Annotated in this window: 15 protein-coding genes; 9 read left to right on the top strand and 6 right to left on the bottom strand. The window is 65.2% G+C overall.

Features of this window, described 5'->3' with window-relative positions:
• The first annotated feature begins 81 nt into the window (after positions 1-81).
• Positions 82-696, top strand: coding sequence for a TetR/AcrR family transcriptional regulator (locus AC1DQQ_RS18370; RefSeq protein WP_478041162.1), 615 nt, complete (start codon positions 82-84; stop codon positions 694-696).
• A gap of 56 nt (positions 697-752) precedes the next feature.
• Here AC1DQQ_RS18370 and AC1DQQ_RS18365 read toward each other — a convergent pair whose 3' ends face one another.
• The gene (locus AC1DQQ_RS18365; RefSeq protein ID WP_478046221.1) at positions 753-3,677 is read right to left on the bottom strand and encodes an L-glutamate gamma-semialdehyde dehydrogenase; all 2,925 of its coding nucleotides are present in this window, start codon (positions 3,675-3,677) and stop codon (positions 753-755) included.
• 177 nt (positions 3,678-3,854) lie between these two features.
• On the opposite strand from AC1DQQ_RS18365, the gene AC1DQQ_RS18360 reads away from it, so the two are divergent.
• The 4 genes from AC1DQQ_RS18360 (at position 3,855) to AC1DQQ_RS18345 (ending at position 6,733) form a co-directional block, all read left to right on the top strand.
• Complete coding sequence (locus AC1DQQ_RS18360) at positions 3,855-4,283, top strand: MaoC family dehydratase (RefSeq protein WP_478046219.1); 429 nt, start codon at positions 3,855-3,857, stop codon at positions 4,281-4,283.
• A 152-nt stretch (positions 4,284-4,435) separates the two neighbouring features.
• Positions 4,436-5,614, top strand: coding sequence for an acetyl-CoA C-acyltransferase (locus tag AC1DQQ_RS18355; protein ID WP_478041165.1), 1,179 nt, complete (start codon positions 4,436-4,438; stop codon positions 5,612-5,614).
• A gap of 39 nt (positions 5,615-5,653) precedes the next feature.
• Positions 5,654-6,214, top strand: a complete 561-nt coding sequence (locus AC1DQQ_RS18350) for a DUF805 domain-containing protein (protein ID WP_478046217.1) — start codon at positions 5,654-5,656, stop codon at positions 6,212-6,214.
• 42 nt (positions 6,215-6,256) lie between these two features.
• A complete protein-coding gene (locus AC1DQQ_RS18345) occupies positions 6,257-6,733 on the top strand; it encodes a pyridoxamine 5'-phosphate oxidase family protein (protein WP_478046216.1) in 477 nt (158 codons plus the stop codon).
• A gap of 39 nt (positions 6,734-6,772) precedes the next feature.
• On the opposite strand, the gene AC1DQQ_RS18340 is transcribed toward AC1DQQ_RS18345, so the two are convergent.
• The gene (locus tag AC1DQQ_RS18340; RefSeq protein ID WP_478046322.1) at positions 6,773-7,990 is read right to left on the bottom strand and encodes a polyhydroxyalkanoate depolymerase; all 1,218 of its coding nucleotides are present in this window, start codon (positions 7,988-7,990) and stop codon (positions 6,773-6,775) included.
• A 190-nt stretch (positions 7,991-8,180) separates the two neighbouring features.
• Here AC1DQQ_RS18340 and AC1DQQ_RS18335 point away from each other — a divergent pair, with 190 nt between their 5' ends.
• Positions 8,181-9,962, top strand: coding sequence for an ABC transporter transmembrane domain-containing protein (locus AC1DQQ_RS18335; RefSeq protein WP_478046215.1), 1,782 nt, complete (start codon positions 8,181-8,183; stop codon positions 9,960-9,962).
• A gap of 267 nt (positions 9,963-10,229) precedes the next feature.
• Positions 10,230-11,390, top strand: coding sequence for a saccharopine dehydrogenase family protein (locus AC1DQQ_RS18330; protein ID WP_478046213.1), 1,161 nt, complete (start codon positions 10,230-10,232; stop codon positions 11,388-11,390).
• Between the two features lie 40 nt (positions 11,391-11,430).
• Here the strand turns inward: AC1DQQ_RS18330 and AC1DQQ_RS18325 are convergent, their stop codons facing one another.
• The 4 genes from AC1DQQ_RS18325 to AC1DQQ_RS18310 are packed head-to-tail and all read right to left on the bottom strand — an operon-like array spanning position 11,431 to position 14,821.
• Positions 11,431-11,784 carry a hypothetical protein gene (locus tag AC1DQQ_RS18325; protein ID WP_478046211.1) on the bottom strand — a complete coding sequence of 118 codons (354 nt, stop codon included), beginning with the start codon at positions 11,782-11,784 and terminating at the stop codon, positions 11,431-11,433.
• On the bottom strand, positions 11,781-12,098 hold the full coding sequence (locus AC1DQQ_RS18320; RefSeq protein ID WP_478046209.1) for a hypothetical protein: 318 nt from the start codon (positions 12,096-12,098) through the stop codon (positions 11,781-11,783). The genes AC1DQQ_RS18325 and AC1DQQ_RS18320 overlap by 4 nt, the downstream gene beginning before the upstream one ends.
• A gap of 36 nt (positions 12,099-12,134) precedes the next feature.
• Positions 12,135-14,423: a ribonuclease R family protein gene (locus AC1DQQ_RS18315; protein ID WP_478046207.1), complete on the bottom strand. Its 2,289-nt coding sequence runs from the start codon at positions 14,421-14,423 to the stop codon at positions 12,135-12,137.
• A 47-nt stretch (positions 14,424-14,470) separates the two neighbouring features.
• Positions 14,471-14,821, bottom strand: a complete 351-nt coding sequence (locus AC1DQQ_RS18310; RefSeq protein WP_478031401.1) for a hypothetical protein — start codon at positions 14,819-14,821, stop codon at positions 14,471-14,473.
• An 89-nt stretch (positions 14,822-14,910) separates the two neighbouring features.
• On the opposite strand from AC1DQQ_RS18310, the gene glpD reads away from it, so the two are divergent.
• Both glpD and AC1DQQ_RS18300 read left to right on the top strand, forming a co-directional pair.
• Complete coding sequence (gene glpD / locus AC1DQQ_RS18305; RefSeq protein WP_478031399.1) at positions 14,911-16,365, top strand: glycerol-3-phosphate dehydrogenase; 1,455 nt, start codon at positions 14,911-14,913, stop codon at positions 16,363-16,365.
• A 57-nt stretch (positions 16,366-16,422) separates the two neighbouring features.
• Positions 16,423-16,734, top strand: coding sequence for a PilZ domain-containing protein (locus AC1DQQ_RS18300; RefSeq protein WP_478031398.1), 312 nt, complete (start codon positions 16,423-16,425; stop codon positions 16,732-16,734).
• The last annotated feature ends 15 nt before the right edge of the window (positions 16,735-16,749 follow it).

Below are 16,749 nucleotides of genomic sequence, written 5' to 3'. Positions count from 1 at the left end.
TGTGTTGCCCGCTCACTACACATGACACAAAATGTGTCAACCGGAATTTGACACATTTTGTGTCATGCGTATGGGGAAAGCATGCCCGACGCCGCCAAGCCCCGCGAGTCCGTTTCCAGCAACACCCATACGCGCGCGTTGATCGAAGACGCGATGATTGGATTGATGGCCGACGGTGACCGCCTCAACCATGACGCCGTCGCCGAGCGTGCCGGCGTGTCGCGACGTACTGTCTATCGTTATTTTCCCGATCAGGATGCCCTGCGCCACGCGGCCTGGGCGCGGATGAGTCCCGGCGGACGCGTCCCCGACACACTGGACGACCTGCTGGGCGGACTGGAGGAACGGTTCGCGAAGTTCGACCGCAATGCCGCGGCGATGACGGTGGCGCTGGCCAGCGCGGACGGCCGAGCGATGCGCAACCAGATGAAGGCGGAGCGCGAGACCGCCTATCGCGGCATGTTCGGCCAGGCCGTGAAGGCGCTGGCCGAACCCGACCGCACCTGGGCGATCGCCGCCATCCAGTTGATGTCGAGCGGCTTCGTCTGGAGGGAGATGCGCGACCAATGGGACTTGGACGCGCACGGCATGGCGACCGCCGCCAATTGGGCGATCGACGTGCTGCTGGCGGATCTTCGTCGGCGGGGCGGCAAACCGCTCGCCACCGGCGCCGCCGACCGGGAGGACGCCTCCTGACGATCTGCCGGCTGACCTCGCGCCGGGCACGCGCGAGGTCAGCCGGCAGATTTGCCTCAGATGCCACCCTCGTCGAGGCTGAGTAGCGTGGCGTTGCCGCCTGCCGAAGTCGTGTCGGTGGAGACCGCGCGCTCGGCGACGAAGCGGTAGAGATAGTGCGGACCGCCGGCCTTGGGTCCGGTGCCGGAAAGGCCCTCACCGCCAAATGGCTGTGAGCCGACGATCGCACCGATCATGCTGCGATTGACGTAGAGATTGCCGACACGCGCTTCGGCTTCCATCACGTCGCCGGCGCGCGCGATGCGGCTGTGCAGGCCCATGGTGAGACCATAGCCCTTGGCGTTGACCCGGCGGATTGTCTCGGCGAGCTTGCCCGCTTGCCAGGTGGCGACATGCAGGATCGGGCCGAACCATTCAGCCTGCAGGTCTTCAATCGCGTCCAGCCGGATGAGCGTCGGCGGCACGAACAGGCCCGCGGCCGGGGCGTCGATCGTCTTGACGATGCGCGCCTTCATACTCTCGCGATACGCCATCAATTTGTCATAGGCGGCCTGATCGATCACCGGGCCGATATCGGTCCTGGGATCGGCCGGATCGCCAAGCACGAGCAAGTCCATCGCGCCGTCGAGCATCTTGATGATGTTATCCGCCACATCCTCCTGCACTACCAGCAGCCGCAGCGCCGAGCAGCGCTGCCCCGCCGAGCGGAATGACGAGGTTACGACGTCCATCACCACTTGTTCGGGCAGCGCGGTCGAATCGACGATCATCGCGTTGATCCCGCCGGTCTCGGCGATCAGCGGAACGATCGGACGGGCATCGTCCTCGAGCAGGCTGCGCGCAATCTTCTTCGCGGTCGCGGTCGAACCGGTGAACGCCACGCCCATGATCCGCGGATCGGCGGTCAGCGCCGCGCCGACTTCGGGGCCGCCGGGCGCCAGGATCAGCACGTCCTCGGGCACGCCCGCCTGATGCGCGAGCCTGACCGCGGCGGCGGCGATTTTCGGTGTTTGCGGCGCAGGCTTGGCGACCACGCTATTGCCCGCGACCAGGGCCGCGGCAGTCTGGCCGAGGAAAATCGCCAACGGGAAGTTCCACGGCGCGATCGTCGCCCACACGCCGCGCCCGTCGAGGTGGAGCGTGTTACGCTCGCCGGTCGGTCCGGGGAGCTCAATCGACTTGAGGCCCGACCGCGCCTGCTGGGCATAATAACGACAGAAGTCGGCGGCTTCGCGCACTTCGCCGATCGCGTCGGGGATCGTCTTGAACGCTTCCTTGACGCAGATCGCCATCAGTTCGTCGCGATTGGCTTCGAGCAGATCGGCGAGACGGTCGAGGATCGCCGCGCGTTCGTCGACCGGAGTCGCCGACCAGCCGGGAAAGGCCGCATGGGCGCGGGTGATTACCGCGGCCACATTGATTGTCTCGGCCGTCACCGGCGGCATCGCGGCAACGCTCGCAGCCGTTTTCGCCAGCACGCCCCGATCGCTGAGATCGATCCCGCTCGAATTCTTCCGGTCGCCGAACAGGTCGATCGGCAGCGGGATGCTCGGATGCCGGGCGCCACCCACAGCCGCGATCTTCTCGACCGGATCGGCCAAGATTTCCGCTTCTGTCAGGCGCTCGTCGGCAAGCTGGTGGACGAAGCTCGAATTGGCGCCGTTCTCGAGCAAGCGACGCACGAGATAGGCGAGCAGATCGCGATGCCCGCCGACCGGCGCATAGATGCGACAATGATAGCCTTGCTCGCGGACCAGCCGCTCGTACAGCCCCTCGCCCATGCCGTGGAGCCGTTGGAATTCGAAGTCGCGATTGTCGCCTGCCCATTCGAGCAAGGTCGCCACCGTCAGCGCGTTGTGGCTGGCGAAGGCCGGGCGGATATTCTTGGCGTCGAGCATGTCGCGCGCCACCGCGAGATACGAAACGTCGGTCGCCGCCTTGCGCGTGAACAAGGGATAGTCCGACAGCCCTTCGACCTGGGTGCGCTTGATCTCGCTGTCCCAATAGGCGCCCTTGACCAGCCGCACGTTCATCAGGCGATCGAGGTTGTTGGCCCAGTCGACCACCAGGCGGGCGCGCTTGCCATAGGATTGCACCGCCATTCCGAATCCGTCCCAGCCCTTCAGGCTGGGCAACGCCGCGACAGCGCCGATGATGTCGAGGCTCATCTCGAGCCGCTCGCTTTCCTCGGCATCGACGGTCAGCGCGATCCCCTTGCCCGCCGCCTGCACCGCCAGCGCTTCGAGCATCGCCGTCAGTTCGGGGACGCAGCGATGATATTGCGTGACTTCGTAGCGCGGGTGAAGCGCCGACAGCTTGACCGAGATGGAATGACCGGCGGCGGGATCGCGGCCGACCGCGTCGATCGCATCGGTATAGGCATTGAAATAGCGCGCGGCGTCCTCGATGGTCCGGGCGGCCTCGCCCAGCATGTCGAAGCTCGCGGTGAAGCCCCGGTTCTCGGGCTTCTTCATCCGATCCATCGCCTCGGCAATGGTGCGGCCCATCACGAAGATTTCGCCCATCATCCGCATCGCCGCGCCGACCGCCTGGCGAACGAACGGCTCACCCGCGCGGCTGATCAGCCGACGCAGCGGACCGCCTTCGCCTTCGCCGACCAAAGCGCGGCCGACCACCAGCCCCCAGGTCGCGATGTTGACCAAAGACGAGTTGGACTCGCCCGTATGCGCGCGCCAATCGGCATCGCCCAATTTGTCCGCGATCAGCAGATCGGCGGTCTCGGGATCGGGCACGCGCAGGAATGCTTCGGCCAGCGAGAGCAGCGCCACGCCTTCCGACGAGTTCAGCCGATATTCCTGCAGGAACTGGTTTACCCAGCCCTTTGTCTGCGCCGCGCGCAAATCCGCCAGCAGTCCGCTGGCATGGCCCAGCACCCGTCCGCGCGATTCGGGAGTCAGCGCGGCGCGGGTCAAAAGCGGTTTTAGAACTTCGGGTTCGGGCGCGCGATACAGCTTTGCCATGGAAGTGCGGGCGGAGGACGTAGCGTCAGCGGTCATTTTCCAGTTTCCGGTCGGGTCGGACTTGCCTCACGGGCCGAGGCGAGCCTAGAGGATGCGGGACGGCCTTAGCGCCAAAACACGCTCAAAGGGAATGTTCTGGCGATGGGCAATGATACAATTTCTATCAACGAGCTGGCGATGCAGATCGGCACGGAGCGCATTTCCGACTGGGTCGAGGTCAGCCAGGAGATGATCGACAAGTTCGCCGATGCGACCGGCGACCACCAGTTCATCCACGTCAATCCGCAGATGGCGGCGATGACGCCGTTCGGCGGCACGATCGCGCACGGCTTCCTGACGCTGTCGCTGATGCCGCTGCTCTCGTCCAAGGTCCCCGACCAGCCCAATATCGAGGGCGTGAAGATGGGCGTCAATTACGGCGGCAACAAAGTCCGCTTCATCACGCCTGTACGCTCCGGCAAGCGCGTCCGCGGCCGGTTCAAGCTGATCGAGTTGGTCGAGAAGCGCCCCGGCCAATGGCAGCAGACCAACGAATTCACCGTCGAGATCGAAGGCGAGGACAAGCCCGCCTTGATCGCCGAGTGGATCAGCCAGATTTTCGTCTAGTTTTCTCCCCTCCCTTCCAGGGAGGGGTCGGGGGTGGGTCGCGAGCGCAGCGAGCGTCCCGAACAAGCCCCAAGCGCAGTCGCCGGCGCTGGCGCGCCGGCACCCACCCCCAGCCCCTCCCTTGAAAGGGAGGGGAGATTAAGAGGCCACCCATGCGTTCCGCCGTCATCGTCTCCACCGCCCGCACCCCGATCGGCCGCGCCTATCGCGGCGGGTTCAACAACCTGCCGTCGCCGACGCTCGCCAGCCATTCGATCAGGGCAGCCGTCGAGCGCGCCAAGATCGACCCCGCCGAAGTGCAGGATGTGGTGTTCGGCGCCGCGCTCCAGCAAGGTGTCCAGGCCGGCAATATCGCGCGCCTCGCGCTGCTCCGGGCCGGTCTGCCGGTGACCGTTGCCGGCATGTCGGTCGACCGCCAGTGCGCCTCGGGCCTGATGGCGATCGCGACCGCGGCCAAGGAGATCATCGTCGATAATATGGACATCGCGATCGGCGGCGGCGTCGAGTCGATCTCGATGGTGCAGACCCCGCAGATGCGCGTCGGCCGCGACGACGAGCTGCTGGCGATGCACAAGGACGTCTACATGCCGATGCTGCAGACCGCCGAGGTCGTGGCCAAGCGCTACAATATCAGCCGCGACGCGATGGACGATTATTCGCTCCAGTCGCAGCAGCGCACCGCCGCCGCGCAGCAGGCCGGCTATTTCGACGCCGAGATCGTGCCGGTCACCGCGACGATGGCGATGACCAACAAGGAAACCAAGGAAGTCACCTATCACGAGGTCACCGTCGCCAAGGACGAAGGCAATCGTCCCGAGACGACGATCGAAGGCCTGCGCGGGCTGCAACCGGTGCTCGGTCCCGATTTCACCATCACCGCGGGCAATGCCTCGCAGCTGTCGGACGGATCGTCGGCCAGCGTGCTGATGGAAGAGAAATTGGCCGAGAAGCGCGGCCTGACCCCGCTCGGCCGCTATGTCGGCATGGCGGTCGCGGGCACCGAGCCCGACGAAATGGGCATCGGCCCGGTCTTCGCGATCCCCAAATTGCTCGAGCGTACCGGGCTCAAGATGGACGATATCGGCCTGTGGGAACTCAATGAGGCGTTCGCGGTGCAGGTGCTCTACTGCCGCGACAAGCTCGGCATTCCCAACGAGCTGCTCAACGTCAACGGCGGCTCGATCTCGATTGGCCACCCCTATGGCATGACCGGCGCGCGCTGCACCGGCCACGCGCTGATCGAAGGCAAGCGCCGCGGCGCAAAGTACGTCGTCGTGACGATGTGCATCGGCGGCGGCCAGGGCGCCGCAGGGCTGTTCGAAGTTCTCTGACGCTTGACCGCGGGGATGCCGCAACGGCATCCTCGCGTCATGCGCGTCGATTACGGTCCTAATCGCCTTTCCTTCCGGCTGGCGTTCCGCCCCTTCGCCGACGCATTCCAATTCCGCGGGCGGTCGACGCGCACCGAGGTCGTGTCGTTCTGGCTGCTTGGACTTGTCGCCAATGCCGGGACGCTGACGGTCGGCGATCCCACCCCGCCAATCTTCTACGCGGCGGCGATTTTGTGGAACCTCGCCTGGGAATGGCCTTGGTTGGCGCTGCTCGTCCGGCGGCTGCACGATCAGGACCGCAGCGGGTGGTGGGCACTCGTTCCGCTATCGATCGCACCGATATTCCTGCTTGAATGGCTCACCACGCCGACCGGATCTGGGTCAACCATGGCGTTTCGCCAGGGTCCGTGGGCGATCAGCAGGCATGTGGGGTGGAATGCGTGGACGATCGCTCTTGACCTGATCGCGCTCGGACTCCTCATCGTGAACTTATGTATGTTCCTTTGGTCAGGAACATCAGGTGCCAACCGCTTCGGTCCCGATCCGCGCCTCGGCACGGCGTCCGCTGGCACCAGTGAGGCGGTGCCAGCGGAAACCTGAACCTGATCGGGCGTTCTCTTTTCCACACAGAGGAGAGACGCCATGGCCGACGCCGCCGAGATCAAGCAGCATTTCTGGAAGAAACTGTCCGACAGTCCGTTCGTGATGATCGGCCTGGACGGCGACGGCCAGCATAGCGAACCGCTAACCGCGCAACTCGACAAGGATCAGGTCGACACGATCTACTTCTTCATCGGCAAGGACAATCGCTTGGCCAAGGGGGGTATGGCGATGGTGCAATTCGTCTCCAAGGGGCACGACTTCTTCGCCTGCCTGATGGGCGAGGCGCGGATCGACAACGATTTCGCGATGATCGACAAGCTCTGGAACAAGCAGGTCGAGGCCTGGTTTCCGGGCGGCAAGGACGACCCCAACCTCGCGCTGTTGCGCTTCGACATCGACGATGCCGAGATGTGGGAAACCGACATGTCGATCGCCGGCAAGGTCAAGATGCTGTTCGGTGGCAGCATCAAGGCCAGCGACGAAGGCAGCCATGCGAAGATGGGGACTACGGCCTGAGCGTTTCTCCCCTCCTGCTTGCGGGAGGGGAACCCCGTCTCAACCCCCGTGCGACGAAATCCACTCTTCCAGCACCGGCGCGATCTGGGTGCGCCATTTGCTGCCGTTGAAGATGCCGTAATGGCCCGCATCGGCGACGAGGTGCTTCTTCTCCGACGCGGGCAGATTGGTGGCGATGGTGAGCGCCGCCTTGGTCTGGCCGAGCCCTGAAATGTCGTCGCGCTTGCCCTCGATCGCCAGGATCGCGATGTCGGTGATCGCGCCCGGATCGACCTTGCGGCCGCGATGCATCATCTCGCCTTTGGGAAGCGCGTGCTGCTGGAACACGACCTCGATCGTCTGAAGATAGAATTCGGCGGTCATGTCGCAGACCGAGCGATATTCCTCGTAGAAATCCTTGGTCGCCTCGGCGCCCTCGTCGTCGCCTTGGACCAGATGTTTGAACATCTCCCAATGCGAAATCATGTGGTTGCCGAGATTCATCGTCATGAACCCGGCGAGTTGGAGGAAGCCCGGATAGACGCGGCGGCCGGCGCCCGGATAATTGAGCGGAATGGTCGCGATGACATTCTGTTCGAACCAGGCGAAGGGACGTTCGGTCGCCAGCGTATTGACCGCGGTCGGCGCCTCGCGCGTGTCGATCGGTCCGCCCATCATCGTCAGCGTTTTGGGCCGGCAGGGATTCTTGTCCGCGCTCATCACGCAAGCAGCGGCGTAGCACGGCACCGACGGCTGGCAGACCGCGAGCATGTGCGCGCCCTCGCCGATCGTCTCGAGGAATTCGATGATGTAATCGACATAGTCGTCGAGATCGAACGAACCCTCGGCCAGCGGCACTTGTCGCGCGTCTCGCCAGTCGGTGATATAGACCTCAGCGAATGGCAGCATCCGCTCGACCGTGCCACGCAACAGCGTCGCGTAATGGCCCGACATCGGCGCCACGATCAGCAGCTTGGGGCCGCCGGTCACGCCCTTGCGCACGAAACGCTTGAGCTGGCCGAACGGTTTGCGGAGGACGATCTCCTCGACGACATCGACGTCCTTGCCGTCGATCGTCGTCCGATCGAGCCCGAATTCGGGCTTGCCGCGCGGCGCGGAAGCATGCGCGAACACTTCGAGCGCGGAGCCGAGCACCGGCCCGCCGCCGAAATAGGCAAAGGGATTAGCGGGGTTGCTCAGCAGTTCGGCGCTGAAATTGGCCCAGGCACTGGCGCCTGCCAGCATGGACCGTTGCATCTCGTAAGCGTTGTAGAGCATTTGCCCCCGATACATGTGACACCGTTTCCCCGGTATGAACCCTTAGGCTCGTGTTGCACCGCACACAACGCAATAAGCGATGGATCGTTGCGGGTTCCGGTATGTCGGCAGCGAACCGCAGTATGAACACCGCCGCACTGCGGCATTACGCCCCATTGCCGCTGACGCCCGTACGTCCTAGGTGCCGGCCATGGCCGATCCCGCCCCCGACGCTCCCAGCCCCGGTCGCAGGCTGAGCAGTCTCAAAATGGTCTGGCATTATGCCAGCCGCTACAAGCTCCAGGCGCTGTTTGCGCTGCTTGCCCTGGGCTTGTCCTCGGCCGCGACCCTCTATTTCCCGATCGCGCTGCGATCGGTGATCGACGGCGGGTTCGTTCGCGGCCGCGACATGACGCACGTCAATCGCGTCTTCTATCAGCTGTTCGCGGTAGCCGGCGTGTTGGGCGCGGCAACCGCGGTGCGCTTCTATTTCGTGTCGTGGCTTGGTGAACGGACGGTGGCCGATGTGCGCATTGCCGTGCAACGCAACCTGCTTCGCCTGGCGCCGCGCTATTTCGAGGAGAACCGGCCATCGGAGATCGCGTCGCGCCTCACGTCGGACACCGCGCAGATCGAAATGGTGGTCGGGACGACCGCGTCGGTCATTTTGCGCAACGCGATCACCGGTTTCGGCGGCATCGTCCTGATGCTGGTTTGGGCGCCCAAACTGGCGGGGATGATCCTGCTCGGCATCCCGGTCGTGCTCGTTCCCATCATGCTGATCGGTCGGCGGCTGCGCGGCTATTCGCGGACCAGCCAGGATCGCGTCGCGGATATCGGGGCGACGGCCGTCGAAGTCCTGTCGGCAATGAAGGTGGTGCAAGCCTTCGGCCAGGAGCGGCGCGAAGGATCGCGCTTCGCCGCCACCGTCGAGCGCAGCTTCGCGACCGCAAAACGACGCATTCTGCTGCGCGCGCTGTTGACCGCGATGTTCATCACCCTGGTGTTCGGTGCAGTGACGCTGATGTTGTGGAGCACTGCATCGGATGTCGCGGCCGGCCGATTGTCGCCGGGGTCGCTCGGCGGGTTCGTCCTTGCCTCCATCCTCACCACCGGCGCCTTTGCCGCGCTGAGCGACGTCTATAGCGACTTGCTGCGCGCCGCGGGCGCCGCCGAACGGCTGGCCGAACTGCTCGCCGAACAACCCGAAATCGCGGCGCCCGAGCATCCTGCGATCCTGCCCGAGCCGGCACGCGGCGCCATCACCTTCGATCATGTCGTGTTCCATTACCCAACGCGGCCCGATGTCTCGGCGCTAGCCGATTTCTCGCTCGACGTGACACCCGGCGAAACAGTCGCGGTGGTCGGACCCTCAGGCGCCGGCAAGACGACTCTGTTCCAGCTCATCCAGCGCTTTTACGATCCCGCCAGCGGCGAGGTGCGGATCGATGGCGTTCCCCTGCCCCTCGCCGACCCAGCCGACATCCGTCGCCGTATCGCGATGGTGCCGCAGGAAACGGTGATCTTCGGTGCCTCGGCGCGCGACAATATGCGTTACGGCGAATGGGACGCGAGCGACGATGCGATCTGGGCGGCGGCCGAGGCGGCCAATGCCGCCGATTTCCTGCGCAAACTGCCCGACGGACTCGACACATTCCTGGGTGAAGGCGGCGCGCGGCTGTCGGGCGGCCAGCGCCAGCGCGTCGCGATCGCCCGCGCGTTGCTGCGCGACGCGCCAATCCTGCTGCTCGACGAAGCGACCAGCGCGCTCGACGCCGAAAGCGAGCAATTGGTGCAGCAGGCGCTCGAACGGCTGATGGACGGGCGCACTACCTTGGTGATCGCGCACCGTCTCGCCACGGTGCGCGCGGCCGGCCGGATCATCGTGATGGATGATGGCCGCATCGTCGAGCAAGGTACCCACGCCACGCTCAATGCGAAAGGCGGGCTTTATGCGAGGCTGGCCGCGCTGCAGTTCAGCGAGGCGGCGTGAGAATTATCCCTCTCCCCTTGGGGGAGTTCGGGGATCGGCCATGCCCCCGGCATGGCCTAAACAATCCGGGGGATTGTTTATCCCCGTACTGGTTGCGTAGACTTAGGTCGGCGCAGCCGGCCTTAGTCGAAGCTGGGTGAGGGGTAAGCGGTCGCGTAGCGACCGCGCGGAGCTGCGCTCCGCATCACCCTCTCCAACCTCCGCTAGGCAGCAAGCTGCCAAGCTACGGTATCCTTTCCCCTCCAGGGAGAGGAGTTGGAGAGAAACATGGCCCGCGAGTTCGATATCATCGTCTATGGCGCCACCGGCTTCACCGGGCGGCTGGTCGCCGAATATCTCTCCGAAACCTATCCGACCGGCGTCAAATGGGCGATGGCCGGGCGCTCGCTCAGCAAGCTCCAGGAGGTGCGCGACCTGATCGGCGCGCCCACCGGCGTCACCCTGATCGCAGCGAATTCGGACGATCCCGCCAGCCTGAAGGCGATGTGCGAGCGCGCCACAGCCGTCATCACCACGGTCGGTCCCTATCAACTTTATGGCAGCGACCTGGTCGCCGCCTGCGCCGAAACCGGGACCGCCTATCTCGATCTGTGCGGCGAACCTGCCTGGATGCGCCACATGATCGACGCGCATCACGAGACCGCCAAACGCAGCGGTGCGCGGATCGTGTTTTCGTGCGGGTTCGATTCGATCCCCTTCGACCTCGGTGTGCTGAGCTTGCAGCAATGCGCGATCGCCAAGCATGGCGGCCCGGCGCCGCGCGTGAAGTGCCGCGTGCGGGTGATGAAGGGCGGTTTTTCGGGCGGCACGGCGGCCAGCCTGAAGGCGACATTGGCCGCCGCCGCCAGGGACCCGCGCATCGTCGCGTTGCTGACCAACCCGTTCGCGCTAACCCCCGGTTTTTCGGGGCCGCACCAGCCGACCGGGCTGCTGCCCGAATATGACAAGGCTGTCGGCGCCTGGGTCGCGCCGTTCATCATGGCGCCGATCAACACCAAGAATGTCCACCGCACCAACTTCCTGCTGGGCGAGAAATACGGCGCCAATTTCGTCTATGACGAGATGATGGTCGCCGGGCTGGGCGATCTCGGCAAGGCCGCCGCCGAGGCGATCGCCAAGGTCAATCCGCTTGCCGGCGACAAGGGGCCCAAGCCGGGTGAAGGCCCCTCCAAGGAAGACCGCGACAGCGGCCATTACGACATATTGTTCATTGGCGAATTCCCCGACGACAGCCGGGTCGAATGCGTCGTCACCGGCGACAAGGATCCGGGTTACGGATCGACCAGCAAGATGATCGCCGAAGCGGCGCTCTGCCTGGTGCAGGGTGTGCAAGGCGAAGGCGGAATCTGGACGCCCGGCGCGCTGATGGGCGATGCGCTGCGCGAGCGGTTGACCGCGAAGGCGGGGCTGACGTTCCGCAGCGGCTGAGATTCATTCCGTGCTCCCGTGCAAGCAGGAGCAGATCACGTCACCCGCGATAGAACAGCACCGCCACTGCCGCGATCACCAGCGAGATGCCAACTGCCCACATCGCGCGGACGCGGGCCGCTTGTTGTTCGCGATAATGATTGGCGACCAGATCGAGCCAATAATGACCCGGCAATGTCTCGCGCACGACGCCGGCTTTCCTCAGCTTCATCAGTTCGGCGACGTCGCTCGGCCCGGGGCTGAATGCGATCGCCTGTTCGGGCGCCAGTGCGTGCGCCTGGATCATCGCGCGCGCGATCCGCGAGCGCGTGCGCAACATCGCCGGATGGATCGGCGGCGGCCCCGCCGGTCCCGGCTGCGGCACGATGCCGATCAGGTCGAGCTTGCCGCTCATCCGCCGCCCGCGAGGAAACCAAGCGCAACGCCGATCGCCACGGCGGCGCCGACCGCTAACCCCGCGCGACGGCGACGCGACCTGGTCCAATTGTCAAAGGCCGGAATGTCGAGCCAATAGGTCCCCGCCTTGCCGACATGGACGACGCCTTGCTCGATCAAGCGCTCGAGCAAGCGGCGCTCGATCCCGCGACTCGGGACATAGGAGATGGCCTTGTCGGCTGCGACCGCGTTCTGCGTCATGAAATGCGACATCAGCCTGCGCCGCGCTCGTGCCGCCGCGCCTGCCGCTGCTCCTGCCGCTGCTCCACCCATAAGCCTCACTCCCCCGGTCTTGTATCCAATATACCATCAACGTCGCCGCCCTTGATGGCGGATGTTGGGCGGACGGCCGCGGCGTTTCAAGACGCGTTCGGGTTTCTTGCCCGGCGACGCGGCGTAGCGCCCCTCAGGCAGTTCAAAACGCAGCGCGCCGGAGACCGGATTGGCCTCCGCCAGCCGCAATTGAAGGACCTGGCCGATGGCATATTCGTCGCCCGACGCCTCACCGACCAATTTCCTAGCAGCCTCATCGTAGCGGAAATATTCGCTGCCCAGGTCGCGAACCGGCAGCAAGCCGTCGCCCCCGATCCCGGCGACCGTCGCGAAAATGCCGAAATTCTGCACGCCGGTGATCCGCGTCTCGACCAATTCACCGACCTTTTCGGCCAGGAAAGCTGCGACATAGCGGTCGATCGTGTCGCGTTCGGCCTCCATCGCGCGGCGTTCGAGCCGGCTGATCGATTCGCCGATCCGCTCCATGCCCGCCGCTTCGTCGGTGGTCAGCCCCCCCGGCCCGAGCGCATAAGCCGCGACCAGCGAACGGTGGACGACCAGATCGGCATAACGGCGGATCGGCGAGGTGAAATGCGCATAGCTGCCGAGCGCGAGGCCGAAATGGCCGTGATTGCCCGGTGCGTAATAAGCCTGGGTCTGCGATCGCAGCACCTGTTCCATCACTTGCGGGCGGAAATCCTTATCGCCGATCTTGTCGAGGATATGGTTGAAGGTCGCGGGCTGGATCACCTGGCCGAGCGCGAATTTCACACCCCAGGTTTCGAGATAATCCTTGAGCGCGACCAGCTTCTCGCGCGCCGGCGGTTCGTGGACGCGGTACATGACCGGCGCCTTCTTCGCCTCGAGCGCCTTGGCCGCCGCGACGTTGGCGGCGATCATGTAATCCTCGATCAGGCGATGGGCATCGAGCCGCTCTCGCGGCGCGACCGACAGGATGCGGCCCATCTCGTCGAGCACCACCCGGCGCTCGGGCAGATCGAGATCGAGCGGCTCGCGTTTGTCGCGGGCAGTCGCCAGCGCCCGCCAGCAGGACCAGAGGGGCACCAACGCGCCCTCAACCAGCTCGTCATCCCAGCGAAAGCTGGGATCTCGTGTCGCTGTGGCTGACGCCTTCTGAGACCCCAGCTTTCGCTGGGGTGACGACCGCGCATCGATCGCCGCCTGCGCGTCCTCATACGCAATATTCGCCGCGATCCGCACGACCGCGCGAGTGAAGCGCCAAGATTTGAGCGTCCCGTCCCTGGCAATCTGCAAATGACAGGCGAGCGCCGCGCGATCCTCGCCAGTCTTGAGCGAACACACTTCCGCCGACAGGATTTCGGGCAGCATCGGCACGACACGGTCGGGGAAATAGACCGAATTGCCGCGCCGCCGCGCCTCGCGATCGAGCGCCGAGCCGGGACGAACGTAGAAGGACACGTCGGCGATCGCGACCACCGCTTTCCAGCCGTCGGGATTCTTGGGGTCATCGTCGGGCGCCGCCCAGACCGCATCGTCATGGTCGCGCGCATCGGCGGGATCGATCGCGACGATCGGCAGGTCAGTCAGGTCTTCGCGCCCCTCACCCAGCGGCTGCTTCGCGACGCGTTCGGCTTCCTCCAACGCTTCGTCGGCAAAGCGATCGGGAATGTCGTGCTCATGGATCGCGATCAGCGAGAAGCTGCGCGGCGCGAACGGGTCGCCCAATCGTTGCGTGACACGCACGGTGATGCGCGGCGGGCGCCCGGCCTTTTCGGCCAGCACCAAGTCGCCCGGTTCGGCATCGCCGGCATCGGACACCTGATATTGCCGCCGCTCGCGTTTCTCGACACCTTCGAGCCACAGTCGATCGCCTTCGCGCCGGAGTACGCCCAGCATCAGCTCCTCGCCCTTGGCGAGATGCTTCATCGGGTGCGCGATCCAGCCCTTTCCGGCCTCTTCGGTGCGGGCGAGAATACGGTCGCCGACGCCGAGCGCGGATCGCTTGCTCCGTTCGCGCACGCGCAGCCGCGGTACCGGCACGCCTTCGGCTTCCCAGCGTTCCGGGACCGCCCAGACATTGCCGCCATCGTCGACATCGGAGATGCGGAGCATGGTCACCTTGGGTAGCCCGCCCATCTTGTGAAAGGCGCGGCCGGGCGCGCTGTCGATCAGGCCTTCGTCGGCCATGTCCTTGAGCAGTGCCTTGAGTGCGATCTTCTCCTGTGCGGTCAGGCCGAAGCCGCGCGCGATTTCGCGCTTGCCCGCCGGCGTATCGGACGAGGCGATGAAATCGAGGATCTGCTGTCGCGTGGGAAGGCCGGGTTTATGCTTTGGTTTTGCCATGTCAGGGCAAGATAGGCCCAAGCGGCCTTCCCGTCACCCCGCCCGCGTCAGCGCGCGAGCAGGTCGATGATGTCGCGTACCAGCCGCGTCTGCGGATCGACGATATAGACGGAATCGTCGCGATAAACGTAGCGGTAGCGCGCATTGTATGGAACGCGGTAGCGATACGCCCGCGGTATCGCGTCGTAGCGCGTCCAGCCGTTATAGCCGGCCGGAATGCGAGCGCCGCGATCCCAATAATATTTGCGCGCCTGCCCCGGCGGCATGCAGCCATTGCCTTTCTTCGCGAGCCCAGGCGGGCATCCCCCGTGCCGGCCCTGGCCGGGATCGGCGCTCGCTGATGTGGCGAGCATGGTCGCGACCGCGACCGCGCTAGCCGCGATGAGGAATTTTCGCATATGGGATGCATCCTGCAGTTGACGTAGACGTGATGAACCGGTGAGACCGGCAACTGTTCCGCCCCCGTGCCGAAACCAGGATTGAACCCGTGACGTACGACCTCCTCATCGCCGGCGGCGGGATCAATGGCTGCGCGATCGCGCGTGAAGCGTCGCTACTCGGGCTGAAAGTCCTGCTGGTCGAGCGCGACGACCTTGCCAGCCACACGTCATCGGCCTCGACCAAGCTGATCCATGGCGGCTTGCGGTATCTCGAATATTACGACTTCCGGCTGGTCGCCGAGGCGTTGCGCGAGCGCGAATTGCTGGTCCACGCCGCGCCGCACATCATCCGCCCATTGCGCTTCGTCCTGCCGCAGGAGAATGCCGTGCGGCCGTGGTGGATGGTCCGGATCGGGCTCTACCTCTACGACATGCTCGGCGGGAAGATGAGCCTACCCCGCTCGCGCGGATTGCGCGCGTCGGACAAGGACTACATCTCGCCGCTCAAGGGCGGCAGTAGCGGGTTCGTCTACTCCGACGCGCAGGTCGACGATTCACGCCTGACCCTGCTCAACGCGGTCGACGCCCATGCCAATGGCGCCGAGATCTGCACCCGGGTCTCGCTCGACAGCGCGCGGCGCGAGGGCGACCATTGGACCGCGACCCTGTCCAATCGCCGCAAGGTCGAGGCGCGCGCGCTGGTCAATGCGGCGGGTCCCTGGGTCCATCTGATGCTCGATCGCCTGGGCCTCGACGGCAAGGCCAAGGTCCGGCTGGTCAAGGGCAGCCATATCGTGGTGCCCAAACTCTATGAGGGCGACCACGCTTATATCCTCCAGCTGCCCGACCGCCGCATCATCTTCGCCATTCCGTGGCAAGGCGGGACCGAGATCGGCACGACCGACGTTCCGGTCGATGCGCCCGAAGACGCCAAGATCACCGACGATGAGATCGCCTATCTGTGCCAGGGCGCGAACCATCATTTCGTCAAGCAGATCACGCCGGCCGACGTGACCTATAAATGGTCGGGCGTGCGTCCGCTGTACGACGATGGCGCGAGCGAGGCCAAGGCGGTGACGCGCGATTATGTGCTCGAACTCGACACTGACGGGCCGCCGCTGTTGAGCGTATTCGGCGGCAAGATCACCACCGGGCGCCATCTGGCCGAGGACGCGATGGGCAAGCTCGGCCCGGAGCTGGGGCTAAAGCGCCGTCCGGTGTCGCGCGCGCGGGTATTTCCAGGTGGCGCGATCGCCGACTTCGACCAGTTCGTCGCCCAGGTCCGCGCGACCTGGCCGTTCCTTGGCGACGATCGGTCGCAGCGAATGGCGCATGCTTATGGCACGATGCTCGGCGACATGCTCGATGGCGTGACTGACGAAGCCGGCATGGGCGCCGATCTGGGCGGCGGCCTGACCGAGATCGAGGCGCGCTGGATGCGCGACCGCGAATGGGCACGGACCGCCGAGGATGCTCTCATGCGGCGCAGCAAGCTCGGGCTGCACCTGACCACCGCCGAGCGTGATCGCGTCGACCATTGGTGGCAGGAAAACGGCGTTTAGTCAGTCATTAACCGGCCTTGTTGCATAGCCGCTCCAAGGGCAGACGGGGGCCGGACGATGGCTACGACATTTTCGCATTTTCGCCGCCGGGCGACTGACGCCAAGTACGATCTGAAACCGGTCCTTTCGGTCGCGCATGCCAGCGTGAAACGCCACCGAAAAGCCGCGCTTCACCAGCTGTCGATCTACGGCTGCCGCCTCTCAAGCCGTATCGAAGCCGAGCAGGGCGAATCGCTGACGCTCCGGTTCGATCGCAGCGCGCCGATCGCCGCCACCGTGATCTGGTGTGCCGACGGGTTGATCGGCGCGCGCTTCGACGAGCCGATCGAGCGCGAGATGATGCGTTCGCTGACGCTGCGCATCGCCTGAATCGCGCCTGTCGCG

The sequence above is a fragment of the Sphingomonas sp. P4_G3 genome, assembly GCF_056401105.1.
This window is presented reverse-complemented; position numbering and strand designations above follow the sequence as displayed.

Coding starts and splice junctions, on each gene's coding strand:
- AC1DQQ_RS18370 (WP_478041162.1), top strand. CDS start 82: ATGCCCGACGCCGCCAAGCCCCGCGAGTCCGTTTCCAGCAACACCCAT.
- AC1DQQ_RS18365 (WP_478046221.1), bottom strand. CDS start 3,677: ATGGCAAAGCTGTATCGCGCGCCCGAACCCGAAGTTCTAAAACCGCTT.
- AC1DQQ_RS18360 (WP_478046219.1), top strand. CDS start 3,855: ATGCAGATCGGCACGGAGCGCATTTCCGACTGGGTCGAGGTCAGCCAG.
- AC1DQQ_RS18355 (WP_478041165.1), top strand. CDS start 4,436: ATGCGTTCCGCCGTCATCGTCTCCACCGCCCGCACCCCGATCGGCCGC.
- AC1DQQ_RS18350 (WP_478046217.1), top strand. CDS start 5,654: ATGCGCGTCGATTACGGTCCTAATCGCCTTTCCTTCCGGCTGGCGTTC.
- AC1DQQ_RS18345 (WP_478046216.1), top strand. CDS start 6,257: ATGGCCGACGCCGCCGAGATCAAGCAGCATTTCTGGAAGAAACTGTCC.
- AC1DQQ_RS18340 (WP_478046322.1), bottom strand. CDS start 7,990: ATGCTCTACAACGCTTACGAGATGCAACGGTCCATGCTGGCAGGCGCC.
- AC1DQQ_RS18335 (WP_478046215.1), top strand. CDS start 8,181: ATGGCCGATCCCGCCCCCGACGCTCCCAGCCCCGGTCGCAGGCTGAGC.
- AC1DQQ_RS18330 (WP_478046213.1), top strand. CDS start 10,230: ATGGCCCGCGAGTTCGATATCATCGTCTATGGCGCCACCGGCTTCACC.
- AC1DQQ_RS18325 (WP_478046211.1), bottom strand. CDS start 11,784: ATGAGCGGCAAGCTCGACCTGATCGGCATCGTGCCGCAGCCGGGACCG.
- AC1DQQ_RS18320 (WP_478046209.1), bottom strand. CDS start 12,098: ATGGGTGGAGCAGCGGCAGGAGCAGCGGCAGGCGCGGCGGCACGAGCG.
- AC1DQQ_RS18315 (WP_478046207.1), bottom strand. CDS start 14,423: ATGGCAAAACCAAAGCATAAACCCGGCCTTCCCACGCGACAGCAGATC.
- AC1DQQ_RS18310 (WP_478031401.1), bottom strand. CDS start 14,821: ATGCGAAAATTCCTCATCGCGGCTAGCGCGGTCGCGGTCGCGACCATG.
- AC1DQQ_RS18300 (WP_478031398.1), top strand. CDS start 16,423: ATGGCTACGACATTTTCGCATTTTCGCCGCCGGGCGACTGACGCCAAG.